Origin of the sequence: Streptomyces sp. NPDC046860 (assembly GCF_040645115.1) — a bacterium.
Taxonomy (GTDB): domain Bacteria; phylum Actinomycetota; class Actinomycetes; order Streptomycetales; family Streptomycetaceae; genus Streptomyces.
The window spans coordinates 49178-64660 of sequence record NZ_JBEYXQ010000011.1 but is presented as its reverse complement, the minus strand read 5'-3'; the positions used below and the strand labels follow the sequence as shown (position 1 = coordinate 64660).

Genomic DNA, 15483 nt, shown 5'->3' with positions numbered 1-15483 from the left:
CCAAGGTGAAGTCACCGCGCATGGGTTCCGACGTCGTCCACGACGTGCTCGGTATCGGTTTTGGACCGTCAAATCTCGCTCTTTCCATAGCGGTTGAGGAACACAACGCGGGCCTCTCGGCAGGCCGCCGTCTCAACGCGCTGTTCCTGGAACGCCAGTCGGGCTTCGGCTGGCACCGGGGCATGCTGATCGACGACGCCACGATGCAGGTGTCCTTCCTGAAGGACCTCGTCACGCTGCGCAACCCGACCAGCGACTACAGCTTCCTGTGCTTCCTGCGCGAACGGGGCAGGCTGATCGACTTCCTGAACCAGAAGACGCTGTTCCCGCTGCGCGTGGAGTTCCACGAGTACTTCGAGTGGGCGGCCGAGCGGGTGTCGCACCTGGTCTCCTACGGCAGCGAGGCCGTCGCGGTGGACCCGGTGCGCGACGACGACGGCCGGGTGGCGCACTTCGACGTCACCTGCCGGGACACCGCGCGTCCCGGGGAGACGGTGACCCGCCGGGCCCGCAACATCAGCCTGGCGATGGGCCTGGAGCCGCATGTTCCGCCCGGCCTCGAACTGGGTGAACGGGTCTGGCACAACAGCCAGTTGATCCCGCGCTCGGTCCGGCTCACCGACTCCGGGACCCCGGTGAGGCGCGTGGTCGTGCTCGGCGCCGGGCAGAGCGGCGCGGAGGCGGTGGACTACCTGCACCGCACCTTCCCGGAGGCCGAGGTGTGCTCGGTCTTCGCCAAGTACGGCTACACCCCGGCCGACGACAGCCCGTTCGCCAACCGCATCTTCGACCCGGAGGCGGTGGACGTGTACTTCTCGGCGCCCTCCGAGGTCAAGCAGTCCCTGTTCGACTACCACCGCTCGACCAACTACTCGGTGGTGGACATGGAGTTGATCGAGTCGCTGTACGCCACCGCGTACCGGGAGAAGGTGTCCGGCCGGGAGCGGCTGCGCTTCCTCAACGTCTCCCGCGTCCGCTCGGTCGACGGCGGTACGGACGGCGCGCTGGACGTCACCGTGGAGTTCCTGCCCACCGGGGAGCGGCAGGTGCTCGCCACCGACGTGCTGGTCCTCGCCACCGGCTACCGCCCCCGCGATCTGACCCCGCTGCTCGGCGAGGCGGCCAAGCTGTGCCTGCGGGACGAGGAGGACGAGATCCGGGTCGGCCGTGACCACCGGGTGGAGACGGCCCCGGAGGTCACTGCGGGCATCTACCTCCAGGGCGGCACCGAGCACACCCACGGCCTGACCAGCACCCTGCTGTCGACGGTCGCGGTCCGGGCGGAGGAGATCCACCGTTCCGTACTGGCCGGCCGCGTCCCGGCCTGACCGGGGCGGCGACGCGGACGGCCGGCGGCGACCGCCCCGGAAGGGCCACGCCGGAGACGGATCACGTCACCGGCGCGGTCCACGCTCAGTACGGTCCGTGCGTCCAGCGGCCGTCCGTCATCGTGGCATGCACGGGCATCGCGCGCAGGGTGCCCGCGTCCGCCGCCAGGGGGTCCACGTCCACAACAACGAGGTCGGCGGTGCCTCCGACCCGGATGCCGCGCCGCCCCCGGGCGGCCGCGACCAGCGCGTCCGGCACGGACAGCCGCTGCTCGGGATGCCAGGCCGGACGCGCGTCGTCGGTGCGGGTGACGGCCGAGGCGATGGCGAGCCAGGGGTCCAGCGGGGAGACCGGGGCGTCCGATCCGAACTCCAGGCGTGCCCCGGCGGCGAGGAGGTCCGCGTAGGCGAAGGCGCGGCCGGTGCGGCCGGCCCAGTGGTGGTCGGCCACGTCGCGGTCGTCGGTGGCGTGCCGGGGCTGTACGCCGACCGTGACGCCCAACTCGGCGAAGCGCGGCAGGTCTTCGGGGTCCAGGAGCTGGGCGTGTTCGATCCGGCCCCGGCAGTGGACGGCCGCGAAGGCGTCCAGGGCGACGGTGTTGGCCCGGTCGCCGATGGCGTGCACGGCGGGCTCGACGCCGTGGGCCGAGGCCAGCCGCATCAGGCGTGTCAGCTCCGCGGGGGCGGTCTCCTCGATGCCGTGGGCGCCGTCCGTGCCCTCCAGCCCGGGGTAGGGGTCGTGGCACAGGGCGGTACGCGTGTTGAGGGAGCCGTCGGTGAACAGCTTCAGCGGGCCGACGCGCACCAGTGATCCGCTCGCCCCGACGGCGTCCCCGGTGCGCAGCCCGCGCGCGAGGGCGGCGTCCAGGCGGCTCGGATAGACGGCGGCCGCGACGCGTACGGCCGGCGGGGCGGCGGAGCGGCGCTCCCAGTCGGTGACCGTGTCGCCGTACTGGAAGTCGATGACGCCGGTGACCCCGCGCGCCGCGGCGGCCCGGCAGGCGTCGGCGATCCAGCGGTCCACCGTGGCGGCCGGGGCCGTAGGCAGGGCGGACAGCGTCTCGTGGGCCTCGTGCTCGCGGAGCAGGCCGGTGGGATGTCCGGGGCGGCCGGCGAGGGCGAGGCAGGCGGAGTTCAGCCAGACGGCGTGCAGGTCGGCGCTGACGAGGGCCACCGGCCGGCCGGGCAGCGCCGCGTCGAGCAGGCTCTTGTGCGGGGCGTCCGGCCAGAGGCCGTCCCGGAAGCCGTATCCGTAGAGGACGGCGGTGCCCTCGTCGCCCGCGCCTGCGCGCACGAGATCGGCGACGGCACGCGCGGAGCCGGTCCCGGCGAGGTCGAGCCGGTGCCGGGCGGCGGCCCACTCCGCGAGGTGGACGTGGGCGTCCCAGAGGCCCGGCAGGAGCACCCGGCCGTCCAGGTCGAGCGTCCGGTCCCCGGCCTCGACCGGGTGCGCGTGCGCGTGCGCGTCGAGGTGAACGTGCGTCACCCGGCCGTCGGCGACGCGTACACGGGCGACCGGTCCGCCCGCGCCGAGCCTCACCCGCTGGAGCGTCCACGCCCGCCGCGGCCGGGGAACACGATCCGGACGCTCCCGTTCCACGCTCTCGAAGTCCGCCATGAAGCCTCCATCCGCACCGGGGACAGTCTCACGCGAACCAAAGTAAGCCTTACCTTACTCATCCGTCACCACCTGGCGATCTCCCCGCCTTTTTAGGCGAGTTGAGCCGGAATGCGGCTGACAGTTTGTTGAATTCACTCGAAGAATTCTTTGACATGGACTGTTCATACGGCGGAGGTCTGGGCCAAGCTGACCCCGCCTCGCAAACCCCGCGAGGCTTGCTGGGCCCCACACTCCGGAGGTCTTCCATGCGCCGTCCCCACGCCGTCACCCTCGCGTCCGCCGCCGCAGCGCTGGCGCTGCCCGCGGTGCTGGCCTTCGCGAGCGACGCCTCGGCCGCCCCCGCCGACAAGCCGCAGGTGCTCAGCTCCTGGACCCAGACCAGCGCGTCCAGCTACAACGCGTGGGTCTCCGCGCGGGCGAACCAGGGCGCCTGGGCGGCCTACGGGTTCGACTGGTCGACGGACTACTGCAGCTCCTCCCCCGACAACCCGTTCGGGTTCCCCTTCCAGACGGCGTGCGCCCGCCACGACTTCGGCTACCGCAACTACAAGGCCGCCGGCACCTTCTCCGCGAACAAGTCCCGCATCGACTCCGCCTTCTACGAGGACCTCAAGCGGGTCTGCAACAACTACTCCGGCGCCACCAAGACCTCCTGCAACTCGACGGCGTGGACCTACTACCACGCGGTCGACATCTTCGGCCTGAAGGGCGCGGACACCGCCCGCTCCTGACCGGCGCCGCCGGGCGCGCGGCACGGCGCGCCCGGCCCCAGGGAGCCCCTCCCCCTACGTCCCGCCGAACCGCGCCAGCAGCAGGGCCACGTCGTCCGCCGAGGACCGGTCGAGGGTGTCGAGCAGCATGTCGCAGGTCTGCTGGAGCGAGCCGGTCGCGCCCTCCAGGGACCGGCAGAGCGCGTCCAGGCCGACATCGATGTCGTCACCCCGGGTCTCGACCAGGCCGTCGGTGTACAGGGCCAGCAGGGCACCCTCGGGAAGCTTCACCTCCAGCGTGCCGAAGGGCACCCCGCCGACACCCAGCGGCGCGGCGGTGGGGATGTCGAGGAGCGCGGCGCCGCGGTCCGACTGGACGAGCACCGGCGGGAGATGGCCCGCGCAGGACAGGGTGCAGGTGCCGCGGCCGGGGTCGCAGACCGCGTAGACACAGGTGGCGAAGGACTCGCTGAGGGTGGCGGCGGTCTCGTCCAGATGGCCGAGCAGTTCGGCCGGCGGCAGGTCCAGCCGGGCCAACGCCCGTGTGGTGGTCCGCAGTTGTCCCATGATGGCGGCGGCCCGGACGCCGCTTCCCATCACGTCGCCGACCACGAGCCCCACCTTGCCGCCGCCGAGCGGCATGACGTCGTACCAGTCGCCGCCGACCTCGGTGCCGCTGCCCGCGGGCCGGTAGCCGACGGCGATCTCCAGTCCCTCGGGCTGGTCGGGCGGGGTCTGCGGGAGCAGGCTGCGCTGGAGGGTGAGCGCGGTGTCCCGCTCACGGCCGTACAGCAGGGCGTTGTCCACGCTGATGGCGGCCCGTCCCACGATCTCGCACACCATCTGCAGGTCACGGCTGTCGAAGGGGCGGGTGTCGGCCGTGCGGTACAGGCTGAGCACGCCGAGCACGGTGCCGCGCGCGACCAGCGGCGCCGCGAGGTAGCTGCGCACCCCCGCCTTGCCGAGCGCCGCGACGGCCTGTTCACCGCCAGCGATCCGGCGCAGCGCGGCACCGTCCACGCGGGAGATCATCGTCGGCGCGGCCTCCCGGACGCTGCGCCGCATCATCGGGGCCGGTTCGGCGGAGCCGAGGCTCTCCCACAGCGCGGTGCCGCCCAGGTCGTCGTCCGGGCGGGCCGGGGCCACGGCGACGGTGACGAACCCGGGCTCGTCGCCGGTGGCGGACCGCCGTCCGGTGGCGGCGGACTCCAGCAGGTCGACGGTGGCGAGGTCGGCGAACCGGGGCACCACGGCCTCCGCCAGCTCCCTCGCGGTCTGCCGCAGGTCGAGCGTGCTGCCGATGTCGGCGCTGGCCTCGGAGAGCGTGGCCAGGTGTCTGTGCGCCGCCGCGATCTCGGCGGCGGCGAGGTGGCGGGCGGTGACGTCCACGACCGACACCGCCACGCCGAGCACCTTCCCCCACCGGTCCTCGATCCGGTAGTAGGACTCCGACCAGGCGTGCTCGTGGTCGGGGTCGGCGGGGACCCGGCCGGTGGTGCGGTGGTCGAGGATGGGCTCGCCGGTGCGCAGCACCTGCCGCATCGCGGCCTCGATGGCCCGCGAGTCCACGCCCGGCAGCGTGTCCTCCAGCCGCCGGCCGACCACGTCCTCCTCGGTCACCCCGTTGGCGGTGGTCAGGGCGGCGTTGATCCGCAGCCAGCGCAGCTCGGTGTCGAACACGGCGAGGCCGACCGGCGACTGGTTGATCAGCAGGTCGGACAGGGCGAGATCGCTCTCCACCCGGCGCACGGTGTCCACGTCGGCGGCGAGCGCCAGCCCGAGCACGTTCCCGTCGGGGTCGTGCAGACGGCCCTTGCGGTATTCGACCGAACGGGTCGAGCCGTCCTTGCACCGGGCGGGGAAGACACCGGCGAAACTCGTCCCGACCCGCGCCTTGGTGAAGAGGTCGTCGAGGCACCGCGCCTCCCCGGGCTCCGCCAGCAGCGTGGAGATCGGCCGGCCGAGGGCCTCGGAGGCGTCGTAGCCGAACAGCTGCTCGGCCTCGGGGCTCCACAGGACGATCCGGCCTTCGGCGTCCAGGACCACGGCCGAGGCATGGAGCAGGTCGAGGAGGCTTCCGGGCACCCGGGCGGACCGGTCCTCGGCCGGCCCGTGGTCCCGCGGGTCCTTGCCACCCATGCCTGTCGCCTTCCCGTCGACCGGCCCGGTATGAGCACACGGGCCACGCCTTTTCCGTCAGCTCATACCACTATGCCGTGCGCCCCTGAAGCGCTCCTGCGCGAGCCCGGGAGCGCTCACGCCCCGGGGCGCCCGCCGGGGCCCCTTGTGTTAGCGTGAAACTTTTGCACGGTAGTGACGGTCGGTGACGCCGTCCGTCCGGTCACCGTTCCGCGTCCTACCGGGCCTTCCTCGGTACGTCCTCTCTACGGAAGGCTTGTCATGAACCACCCCGAGTCCGGCGCGTCCCAGACCCCGGCCGTCTCCTTCGCCGAGCTGGACCTCCCACCCGCGGTGCAGCGCAAGCTGGCCGAACTGGGGGTGCGCGAGCCCTTCCCGATCCAGGCGGCCACGGTGCCCGACGCCCTCGCCGGACGCGACGTCCTCGGCAGGGGGCGCACCGGCTCGGGCAAGACGCTCGCCTTCGGCCTGCCGCTGCTCGCGCGTACGGCGGGCAGGCGGGCGGAGGCCAAGCAGCCGCTGGCCCTGATCCTGGTGCCCACCCGTGAGCTGGCCCAGCAGGTCTGCGAGGCGCTCACCCCGTACGCGGACGCGCTGGGGCTGCGGATGACGGCGGTCGTCGGCGGGATGCCGATCGGGCGGCAGACCGTGGCCCTGCGCGAGGGCGCCGAGGTGGTCGTGGCCACCCCCGGCCGGCTGCACGACCTCATCGAGCGCAAGGCGTGCCGCCTGGACCGGGTCCGCGTCACCGTCCTCGACGAGGCCGACCAGATGTGCGACATGGGCTTCCTGCCCCAGGTCACCGAGGCGCTGCGGCAGGTACGGCCCGACGGCCAGCGCATGCTGTTCTCCGCGACGCTGGACCGCGAGGTCGCCGACCTGGTCCGCGACCACCTCGACGATCCCGTCGTGCACTCGGTCGACCCGTCCGCGGGCGCCGTCACGACGATGGCCCACCACGTCCTGGTGGTGCACGGCCCGGACCGGTACGCCGTGACGACGGAGATCGCCGCCCGCGACGGCCGCGTCCTGCTGTTCCTGGACACCAAGCACGGGGTCGACCAGCTCACCCGGCACCTGCGCGCCAGCGGGGTGCACGCGGCGGGCCTGCACAGCGGCAAGTCCCAGCCGCAGCGCAGCCGGACCCTCGCGCAGTTCAAGGACGGGCAGATCACCGCCCTGGTGGCGACCAACGTGGCGGCGCGCGGCCTGCACATCGACGACCTCGACCTCGTGGTCAACGTCGACCCGCCCGCCGACGCCAAGGACTACCTGCACCGCGCCGGCCGCACCGCGCGGGGCGGCGGCTCGGGCAGCGTCGTCACCCTGGTGCTGTCGGGCCAGCGGCGCGAGCTGAGCCAGGTGACGTCCGAGGCCGGCATCGAGCCGACCGTCACCAAGGTGCGCTCCGGTGAGGCCGCGCTGACCCGGATCACCGGCGCCCGCAAGCCGTCCGGCGACCCGCTCGACGGAGGTCCGGCGGCACGGCCCAAGAACACGAACGCTCCCTTCCGCGGCATGGGCAGCGGCAAGGGCACCACGGGCGGCCGCCCCTCCCGCAAGACGGAGGAGGCCCGCAAGCTCGCCGAGGCCCGGCGGGCGGCCCAGGTGCGGCGCGGCCGCTGAGGTCAGACGCGGGTGAGCCGGTGCAGCGCCCAGTCGACCATGGGGGCGTAGACGAGGGGCACCGGCAGGGGCGCCGTGAGATCGACGGCGACCCGGGTGCCCGTGCCCTGCGGCACCAGGGTGTGCGCCACCAGCACGGGGATGCCGAGGAACGTGACCTTCCAGGTCCAGGCGCCCTGCGGCCGGTCGACCTCGGTGACCTCGAAGCCGCCGCGCAGGAACCCGGCGAACAGGACCTCACCCCGGGCGCCCGGACGGATGACGTCGCCCTGCGTCCGGACCGCCCGCAGATGCGGCGCCCAGTGCGCCCACTTCTCGTACCGCGCGTACCGCTCCCAGACCACATCGGGCGCCGCGGGGCCCGCGACCGTGACGGTGTGCCGCATGTCTGTCCTCCCAGCGGTGTCCCCAGGCCATGCCTTACGGGATGTCGGACTTGCGGGCGTGTTCCGGGGTGGGCGAGTCGATGCGGCCCGAGCGGCCCTGGAGACGGGGGTCGCTCGCGTCCAGCACTCCCACGGGCGTCCCGCTCTCGATCACGGCGACCTGCCGGACGGAGTTCTCCTCCATCAGACGGGCGGCGGTGTCGAGACCGTCGTCGATGTCGACGGTGACGAGACCGCCGTGCACTATCTCCGCGACCGTCATCGCCTCGGCGTCGGCCGCGTCCGCGAGTGCCCGGACGACGAGGTCGTGGTCGCTGACCAGCCCCCGCAGACTGCCGCCCTCCACCACGAGCACCACGTCGACCCCGTCGTCGCGCATCGTCCGCGCCACCGAGGTCACCGACTCCCGGCCGTCCACCGTCGTGGGGTTCCCCGTCATGATCTCGCGCACGCTGTCCATCGCCTGTCCTCCTCGGTCCGGCCGTCCTCCTACGCCCCTCCGGGTACCCCGGGTTCCCCGGCACGCACCGCCCAAGTGGTGTCCGGGTGCAAACGCGCGGCCGCGCGGTCAGGGTGGTGGGGGAACCACCCGGCAGCAGGGAGCACCCCATGAACGACTCCGGCAAGGACCGGCCCGCCGAGGGCGACGAGGTCACGTGGAGCACGCACGGCACCGAGACCACCGGCGAGGTCGAGCAGGAGATCACGCACCGGACCGAGGCGGCGGGACGCACGGTCGACGCCTCCCCGGACGACCCCCAGTACAAGGTCCGCAGCGACAAGTCGGGCCGTACGGCGGTGCACAAGCCCTCGGCGCTGAAGAAGAAGGGGAAGTGAGGCCCGCCGAGCCGCACGGGACGGCCCGCGAGGCACTCCCGCCTCGCCAACCACCCCCATTTTATTGGGAGATGAACGGCGACCTCCCCTGTTAAGGTCCACCCCGTGTCATCGATCAAGAAGTTCCAAGTGACGTTCGACTGCGCGGAACCCGAGCGCGTCGCCCGCTTCTGGTGCGAGGTGCTGGGGTACGTCGTGCCGCCGGCCCCGGAGGGTTTCGCGAGCTGGGAGGCGTACGACGCCTCGCTCCCGCCCGAGCGGCGGGGGGCCGGGTTCGTCTGCGTGGACCCCACGGGGGTGGGCCCGCGCATATACTTCCAGCGCGTCCCCGAGGGGAAGGTCGTCAAGAACCGGCTGCACCTCGACGTGCGCGTCGCCACCGGTCTGGAGGGCGAGGAGCGCGTCGCGGCCCTGGAGGCCGAGTGCGCGCGTCTGCTCCCGCTCGGCGCGTCGCGCGTGGAACTGCTGCTCGCCGACGAGTTCGACGAGTCGTGCCTCGTGATGCGGGACGTCGAGGGCAACGAGTTCTGCCTCGACTGAGCGCGCGGCGGCCCCTCCTACAGGGCCGCCAGACGGTCCAGCAGGCGTTCCGCCTGGTGGATCTCGGCGCTGAGCGGATGGTCCTCGGCCACGTGCGGGAGTCCCGCCGCGGCCAGGGCGAACGCCTGGCGCAGCGGCGTGTCGGGCAGTTCGGCGCCGGAGATGCGCAGGGCGCGTACCGCGCCGAGGAGTTCGCAGGCCAGCACCGTCCGGTACGCCGCCGTGGCCGCCACGGTGCTGCGTACCGCGTGGGTGGAGAAACTGGCGTGGTCCTCCAGGCCGCGGGAGATCACCGCGGTGCCCAGCGTGACCGGTGAGGCCGCGTGGCGCAGCGTGCCGAGGGCGTCGTGGGCGACGTACTCCAGGATCATGACGCCCGAGCTGCCCGCCGGGCCCTCCGCCAGGAACGGCGGCAGTCCGCTGAGGTCGGGCTCGACGAGGTCGCTGAGGCGGGCCGCGGACAGCTCCGCGGTGTGGTGCAGCGCGGCGCGCAGGTAGTCGAAGGCGAGCGCGACCGGCGCGGTGGAGAACTGGCCGTGGTGGTAGGCCTGCCCGGTCCCGGTGTCGATGAGCGGGTTCTCCGCGGCCGCGTTGAGGTCGACCTCCAGCACCCGTTCGACATGGGCGGCGGCCTCCAGCGCGGGACCCTGCACCTGCGGGAAGGCCCTGAGGCCGAACGGGTCCTGCAGACGCCGGCCCGGGGGCAGATCGCCGCCCGCCGTGAGCAGCCGGCGCAGCTCGGCGGCGCAGCGGACCGCGCCGGGATGCGGCCGTGAGGCGTGCACGCGCTCGTCGTACGCCTCGGCCGAGCCGCCCAGCGCGCAGAAGGTCAGCGCGGTCACCACATGGCTCGCCGCGAGCAGCCGGGACAGGTCGTGCCAGGCCAGTACGGCCTCGGCGAGCGTGGCGGCGTTGGACGAGATGAAGGCGAGGGCGTCGCCGGGGCTGATCGCCACGGGGTCGATGCCGCCGGACTCCCAGGGCAGTTCACCGGCGAGGGTCAGCGCGATCTCGGCCAGCGCGGTCAGGTCACCGGTGCCGATCGCGCCGCGGGTGTGGACGAGGGGCAGCGCCCCGACGCGCAGGGCCTGCTCCAGTGCCCGCAGCAGCCGGGGGTGCACCCCGCTGCCCGCGGCGGCGAGCTGGTTGAGGCGCACGGCCATGACGGCGCGCACCGCGTCGTCGGGCAGCGGGGCACCGGTGCCGCCGGCGTGGCTGCGCAGCAGGCGCAGCCCGTGCAGGTCGGCGCCCTCGGGGTCGACGACGATGTGGCGGTTGGCGCCGACGCCGGTCGTCCTGCCGTAGACCGCGCCCTTGGCACCCAGTTCCACGGCGAGTTCGTAGCTCTGCGCGGCTCGGGTGAGGGCGTCGGACGCCAGCTTGGGCCAGGCGCTGCGGCGGGCCAGCCGGACCACGTCGGCGCATCTCAGGCCGCTGCCGCTGATCAGGATGCGGCTGGAGTCGGTCATCGCCACCCCCTGTCGACGACGGTTCGTTCTTCCGGGCACCGGTTCGTTCTCACCTGCCGGTTCTCACACCTGTCGGTTCTCACCTGTTGGTTCTTTCCGGCACAGAGCATGTAACTCTTGATCCACTCCGCGGGCAAGGACCTGGAGGCCGTCCGTCGGGGCGGCTCGTTGCGCCGGTCGTCGCCGGGTACCGCGTGTCGGCCGCGCGGACCGCCCCGTTCGCCCGCCGTGCGGCCAGGATTCGTCCGGACGCCCGGCTGCCGAACGACGCCGGCGGGAAGGATTCCGAAGCCCATGCCGCAGAGCAAGACCACGTCCTCCGGGAGCGACGGTCCCGACCCCTCAGGGAGCGACGAGGCCGCCACCGCGTTCGACGACGCCCCGCTCAACCGGTTCCATCTGCGGATCACGGCGCTGACGTTCTGCGCCAACTACTCCGACGGCTACGAACTCGGCATCATCAGCATCGCCCTGCCGGTGATCGCCACCCAGCTCGGTTTCGGCTCCGTGTGGGAGGGGCTGCTCGGGGCGGCGGCGCTGATCGGCATCTTCCTCGGCAGTGTCGTCATCGGCTGGGCCGCCGACCGGATCGGCCGCCAGCGCCTGTACACGTACAACTTCCTGCTCATCTCGGTGGCGTCGGCGGCCGAGTTCTTCGTGACCGGTCCGGGCCAGCTCTTCGTGCTGCGGCTGCTGATCGGCATCGGCATCGGCGCCGACTACGCGCTGGGCCCGACGCTCGTCGCCGAGTTCGTGCCGCGCCGCTACCGGGGCGGTCTGCTGGCGTCCCTGACCGTCCTGTGGACGGTGGGCTACGTCGTGGCGTTCTTCCTCGGCAACTGGGTGGTCGGCATCGGGGGCGAGGCGTGGCGGTGGCTGCTGGCCTCCAGCAGTGTGCCCGCGCTGGCCGTGGTGCTGCTGCGGATCGGTGTGCCCGAGTCGCCCCGCTGGCTCATGGCGCGCGGGCAGCTCGACCGGGCGCGGGCCGTGGTGCGCCGCCTGGGCGGCGACGAGGACGCGGTCGCGTCGCTGGCTCGGATCGCCCGGGCCGCCGCCGAGCGGCCGCGGGCGCGCTACCGCGACCTGTTCGGGCGCGAGTACTGGCGGCGGACCGCGTTCGGCGTCATCTTCTACAACGCGCAGGTGGTGCCGTACTTCGCCATCTACACCTTCCTGCCGCTGGTCCTGGCCAAGATGGGAGTGAGCGAGGAGGACACCACCAGCGACGGCGTGCTGAACCTGTTCCTGCTGGGCGGCAGCGTGGCGGGCCTGTGGTTCGTGGCGAAGATGAGCCGGCGCGGGCTGACGATCTGGTCCTTTGTCGTCCTCATCGCCTCGCTCGCCCCCATGGCGGTCTGGCCCGACGCGCCCACCGGTCTGCTGTTCCCGCTGTTCCTGGTGTTCACGTTCACCATGTCGGCGGCCGTCAACCTCGACCAGGTCTATCCGGCCGAGCTGTTCCCGACCGACCTGCGCAGCTCCGGGGTCGGGCTGCTCAACGGTATGAGCCGCATCGGCTCCGCCATCGGCACCTTCCTCCTGCCGCTCGGCCTGGAGCACGCCGGGTTCTCCCCCACCATGCTGGTGCTGACGCTGGTCCTGGTGGTCGGCCTGGTCGCCTCGGTGGCGTGGGCGCCGGAGACGAAGAACGTGGCCCTGGACTGACCGGGGCGCCCACGGGACGGCGTCGCGGGCGACGGCGTCCCGTGGGCCGGTCCGTCAGCGGGTCTCGATGACGACCTTCTCGACCACGGCGTCCTGCACGGGGCGGTCGTTGCGGGGGTTGGTCTCCGTGGTGCCGATGGCGTCGACGACCTTCTTGCTGGCGTCGTCGACGACCTCACCGAAGATCGTGTGCTTGCCGGTGAGCCAGGCGGTGGGAGCGAGCGTGATGAAGAACTGCGATCCGTTGGTTCCCGGCCCGGAGTTGGCCATGGCCAGCAGGTACGGCTTGTCGAACGCCAGGTCCGGGTGGAACTCGTCGGCGAACTCGTACCCCGGGCCGCCCGTGCCGTTGCCCAGGGGGTCGCCGCCCTGGATCATGAAGCCTTCGATGACCCGGTGGAACACCGTCCCGTCGTACAGCGGGCTGTCGAGGGGCTGACCGGTCTCGGGGTGGGTCCACTGGCGCTCGCCGTTCGCGAGCTCCACGAAGTTGCGTACGGTCTTGGGGGCGTGGTTCGGCAGCAGCCGGACCACGATGTCGCCCTTGTTGGTCTTCAGCGTCGCGTACAGCTCATCCGCCATGGGAATCCTCCGGTGTGCGGTCTACTGGCCCGGACAGTCTTCCGGCCGCGCCGACGCGCACGCGACGAAGACACGACGGCTCACCCGCACGAGTGGCACGGCCGTCCGCTCACGGTCCGGCCGGACACCCAGCCGCTGGTGGACGGCGTGCCGCCGCCCCGCATACCTGCTCCGCTTCGGGTGAACCGCCTACCTTGTACGGATGCGGCGAGCGGGAGTCCGGAGCGCGAGACATGGAGTGGGTACGGAGCTGTGGAGCATGGCTGAGGCGGGCGTGGGACGCGCCGGGACACGAACGCAACACGGTCCTCCTGGTGGGCAAGAGCGCGCTGGCCTCGACGCTGGCGTGGTGGATCGCGCATGACCTGCTGAACGCGTCGTCGCCGGCGTTCGCGCCGTTCTCCGCCGTTCTGATCATGAACGCCACGATCTACAAGTCCGTCTGGCAGGCCCTGCGCTACGCCGCCGCGGTCACCGTGGGCGTAGCCGTGCAGGCGGTCGTCGGGTCCGTGGTCGGCCCCGGCCTGTTCGCCTTCCTCCTGGTCGCCGTCATCGCCCTGTGCATCGGCCGGTGGCCGGCGCTGGGCGAGCAGCGGTCCCAGGTCGCCACCGCGGCGTTCTTCGCCTTCTCCACCTACGCGTCGGCGACCACCACCGGCGACAAGGTGAACCAGCTCGGGCAGATCATCGTCCTGGTGCTCATCGGATGCGGGGTGGGCCTGCTGGTGAACCTGACCATCGTGCCGCCGCTGCGGTACCGCAGCGCCGAGCACGGGCTCCAGGTGCTCGCGTCGGCGATCGAGACCCTCCTCGACGACATGGCCGACGGCCTGTGCACCGGCGACGTGGACGCGGACCGGGCCGCGAAGTGGCGCCGGGCGGGCGAGCGGGCGCAGCGCGCGGTCGGACAGGCGCGGGCGGGACTGAGCACGGCGGAGAACAGCCTCCCCTTCAACCCGCGCCGGCTGCTGCCCTCCCACCGCGGCTACCTGACCTTCGACCGTTACCGGCAGAGCGTCGACGCCCTGGAACGCGCGGTGTACCAGCTGGCGTCGCTGACCCGGTCCCTGGGACGCTGGCGCGAGACGGAGAACACCTACACCTACGCGCCCGCGCTGAGGGCGTACGCCGACTTCGCGGGCAGCCTGCGCGACATCGCCCACGTCATCGCCGAGCTCGACAGCGACACGCTCTCCGAGCAGGCCGCCGAGATGTGCCGGCTCGCCACGCTCTCCCAGGAGGCGCTGCAAAAGGTGCTGGCCGCCGCCCAGGAGAACAACCTGCCCCTGTCGGACGCCTCACGCCCCTACGGCGTCCTGGTCGTCGAGGCCACCCGCCTGATGGAGGAGTTCCAGAACACCTGCGACGCCCTCAAGGACACGGCGGACGCGTGAGCGCCGCCGGGGGTCCGGAGCGCCGCACCGCCGGAAAGAACCCCGGACCCGGAGGGGTCCCGGGTTCCCTCCGGCGCTCGTCTCAGGAGCGGTGGTACTGGTCGGGCGTGGCGACCTCGCCGCCCAGTTCCCTGGCGGCGTGCCGGGCCCAGTAGGGGTTGCGCAGGAGTTCCCGGCCGAGCAGCACCGCGTCGGCGTCCCCGGCGCCCACGACGGCCTGGGCGCGGGCCGGCTCGGTGATCAGGCCGACGGTCGCCACCGGCATGTCGGCCTCCTCGCGGATGCGCCGCGCGAACGGCAGCTGGTAGTCCGGGGCCACCGGGATCCTGGCGTCGGGGACGTTGCCGCCGGTGGAGACGTCGAAGAGGTCGACGCCCAGGGCGCGCAGTTCCTTGGCCAGGCGCACGGCCTCGTCGGCGTTCCAGCCGTCGCGGGGGTCGCCGTTCTCCGCGAGCCAGTCGGTGGCGGAGACGCGGAAGAAGACGGGCAGGTTCTCGGGCCAGACCGCGCGCACGGCCTCGACGACCTCGACGGCGAAGCGGATACGGCCCTCGAAGGAGCCGCCGTACTCGTCGGTGCGGTGGTTGCTGAACGGGGAGAGGAACTGGTGGATCAGGTAGCCGTGCGCGCCGTGGACCTCGACGACCTGGAATCCGGCCCGCAGTGCGCGGCGGGCGCCGTCGGCGAACTGCTGCACCAGTTCCCTGATCTGATCGACCGTCAGCTCGACGGGCGTGGTCGCCTTCTCCGTGAAGGGGATGGCGCTGGGGGCCACGGGCTGCCAGCCGTGCTCCTGGTCCGGCGCGATGGGCGCTCCCCGGTCGACCCAGGTGCGCTCGGTCGAGCCCTTTCGGCCGGCGTGCGCGAGCTGGATACCGGGCACCGTGCCCTGCGAGACGAGGAAGTCGGTTATCCGGCGGAATGCCCCGGCCTGCGTGTCGTTCCAGATGCCGAGGTCGTAGGGGCTGATCCGCCCCTCGGGGGTGACGGCGGTGGCCTCGGTGATGATCAGACCGGTGCCCCCGGTCGCCCGCGCCGCGAGGTGCGCGAAGTGCCAGTCGTTCGGCGCTCCCGCCAGGTCTCCGTCGGGCGCCGCGCTGTACTGGCACATGGCGGCCATCCACACACGGTTCGGGATGGTCAGCGAACGGGCGGCGTAGGGAGTGAAGAGCGTGGTCACGTGAAG

The 15483-nt window shown here is 72.7% G+C and carries 14 protein-coding genes; 7 read left to right on the top strand and 7 right to left on the bottom strand.

What is annotated here, in order from left to right:
* Positions 1–20: 20 nt before the first annotated feature.
* On the top strand, positions 21–1328 hold the full coding sequence (locus tag ABZ898_RS17910; protein ID WP_361659158.1) for a SidA/IucD/PvdA family monooxygenase: 1308 nt from the start codon (positions 21–23) through the stop codon (positions 1326–1328).
* A gap of 85 nt (positions 1329–1413) precedes the next feature.
* On the opposite strand, the gene ABZ898_RS17905 is transcribed toward ABZ898_RS17910, so the two are convergent.
* A complete protein-coding gene (locus ABZ898_RS17905) occupies positions 1414–2946 on the bottom strand; it encodes an amidohydrolase family protein (protein ID WP_361659155.1) in 1533 nt (510 codons plus the stop codon).
* Between the two features lie 248 nt (positions 2947–3194).
* Between ABZ898_RS17905 and ABZ898_RS17900 the strand changes: the two genes are divergently transcribed.
* The gene (locus tag ABZ898_RS17900; RefSeq protein ID WP_361659153.1) at positions 3195–3680 is read left to right on the top strand and encodes a phospholipase; all 486 of its coding nucleotides are present in this window, start codon (positions 3195–3197) and stop codon (positions 3678–3680) included.
* A 54-nt stretch (positions 3681–3734) separates the two neighbouring features.
* Here the strand turns inward: ABZ898_RS17900 and ABZ898_RS17895 are convergent, their stop codons facing one another.
* Positions 3735–5798, bottom strand: coding sequence for a SpoIIE family protein phosphatase (locus tag ABZ898_RS17895; RefSeq protein ID WP_361659150.1), 2064 nt, complete (start codon positions 5796–5798; stop codon positions 3735–3737).
* A 261-nt stretch (positions 5799–6059) separates the two neighbouring features.
* Here ABZ898_RS17895 and ABZ898_RS17890 point away from each other — a divergent pair, with 261 nt between their 5' ends.
* On the top strand, positions 6060–7424 hold the full coding sequence (locus ABZ898_RS17890) for a DEAD/DEAH box helicase (protein WP_361659147.1): 1365 nt from the start codon (positions 6060–6062) through the stop codon (positions 7422–7424).
* 2 nt (positions 7425–7426) lie between these two features.
* Here ABZ898_RS17890 and ABZ898_RS17885 read toward each other — a convergent pair whose 3' ends face one another.
* Positions 7427–7810: an SRPBCC family protein gene (locus ABZ898_RS17885; protein WP_361659144.1), complete on the bottom strand. Its 384-nt coding sequence runs from the start codon at positions 7808–7810 to the stop codon at positions 7427–7429.
* Positions 7811–7844: 34 nt separating this feature from the next.
* Positions 7845–8270 (bottom strand): CBS domain-containing protein, encoded by a 426-nt coding sequence (locus ABZ898_RS17880; RefSeq protein WP_361659141.1) that lies wholly within the window; start codon positions 8268–8270, stop codon positions 7845–7847.
* Positions 8271–8419: 149 nt separating this feature from the next.
* Between ABZ898_RS17880 and ABZ898_RS17875 the strand changes: the two genes are divergently transcribed.
* Entirely contained in the window at positions 8420–8647 is a 228-nt protein-coding gene (locus ABZ898_RS17875) for a DUF2945 domain-containing protein (RefSeq protein ID WP_361659138.1), read from the top strand.
* Positions 8648–8752: 105 nt separating this feature from the next.
* A complete protein-coding gene (locus ABZ898_RS17870; RefSeq protein ID WP_361659135.1) occupies positions 8753–9187 on the top strand; it encodes a VOC family protein in 435 nt (144 codons plus the stop codon).
* A 17-nt stretch (positions 9188–9204) separates the two neighbouring features.
* On the opposite strand, the gene ABZ898_RS17865 is transcribed toward ABZ898_RS17870, so the two are convergent.
* Positions 9205–10656, bottom strand: coding sequence for an aromatic amino acid ammonia-lyase (locus tag ABZ898_RS17865; protein WP_361659132.1), 1452 nt, complete (start codon positions 10654–10656; stop codon positions 9205–9207).
* 294 nt (positions 10657–10950) lie between these two features.
* On the opposite strand from ABZ898_RS17865, the gene ABZ898_RS17860 reads away from it, so the two are divergent.
* The gene (locus ABZ898_RS17860) at positions 10951–12321 is read left to right on the top strand and encodes an MFS transporter (protein WP_361659130.1); all 1371 of its coding nucleotides are present in this window, start codon (positions 10951–10953) and stop codon (positions 12319–12321) included.
* A gap of 54 nt (positions 12322–12375) precedes the next feature.
* Here the strand turns inward: ABZ898_RS17860 and ABZ898_RS17855 are convergent, their stop codons facing one another.
* Entirely contained in the window at positions 12376–12903 is a 528-nt protein-coding gene (locus tag ABZ898_RS17855) for a peptidylprolyl isomerase (RefSeq protein WP_361659127.1), read from the bottom strand.
* Positions 12904–13136: 233 nt separating this feature from the next.
* Here ABZ898_RS17855 and ABZ898_RS17850 point away from each other — a divergent pair, with 233 nt between their 5' ends.
* Entirely contained in the window at positions 13137–14297 is a 1161-nt protein-coding gene (locus ABZ898_RS17850; protein ID WP_361659124.1) for an aromatic acid exporter family protein, read from the top strand.
* A gap of 82 nt (positions 14298–14379) precedes the next feature.
* Here ABZ898_RS17850 and ABZ898_RS17845 read toward each other — a convergent pair whose 3' ends face one another.
* Positions 14380–15477, bottom strand: coding sequence for an NADH:flavin oxidoreductase/NADH oxidase (locus ABZ898_RS17845; RefSeq protein WP_361659121.1), 1098 nt, complete (start codon positions 15475–15477; stop codon positions 14380–14382).
* Positions 15478–15483: the final 6 nt, after the last annotated feature.